Source organism: Alsobacter sp. SYSU BS001988 (assembly GCF_054796215.1).
On the sequence record NZ_JBTAMK010000080.1, the window covers coordinates 1 to 217 of the forward strand.

The 217-nt window shown below is 65.9% G+C and carries 1 pseudogene; it reads right to left on the reverse strand.

What is annotated here, in order from left to right:
- Window positions 1-217: pseudogene (gene tuf / locus ACYVO7_RS25880) on the reverse strand (elongation factor Tu); the annotation flags it as partial.

Sequence of the window (217 nt, forward strand, 5' to 3'; positions counted from 1 at the left end):
GATCGAGAACACGTCCTCCACCGGCATCAGGAAGGGCTGGTCCTTCGGACGCTCCGGCTGCGGGATGTAGCTGTCGACCGCCTCCATCAGCTTCAGGATGGCGTCGTGGCCGATCTCAGGCGTCTTGTTCTCCAGCGCCGCCAGCGCCGAGCCCTTCACGATCGGGATGTCGTCGCCCGGGAAGTCGTACTTGGCCAGGAGCTCGCGCACCTCCAGC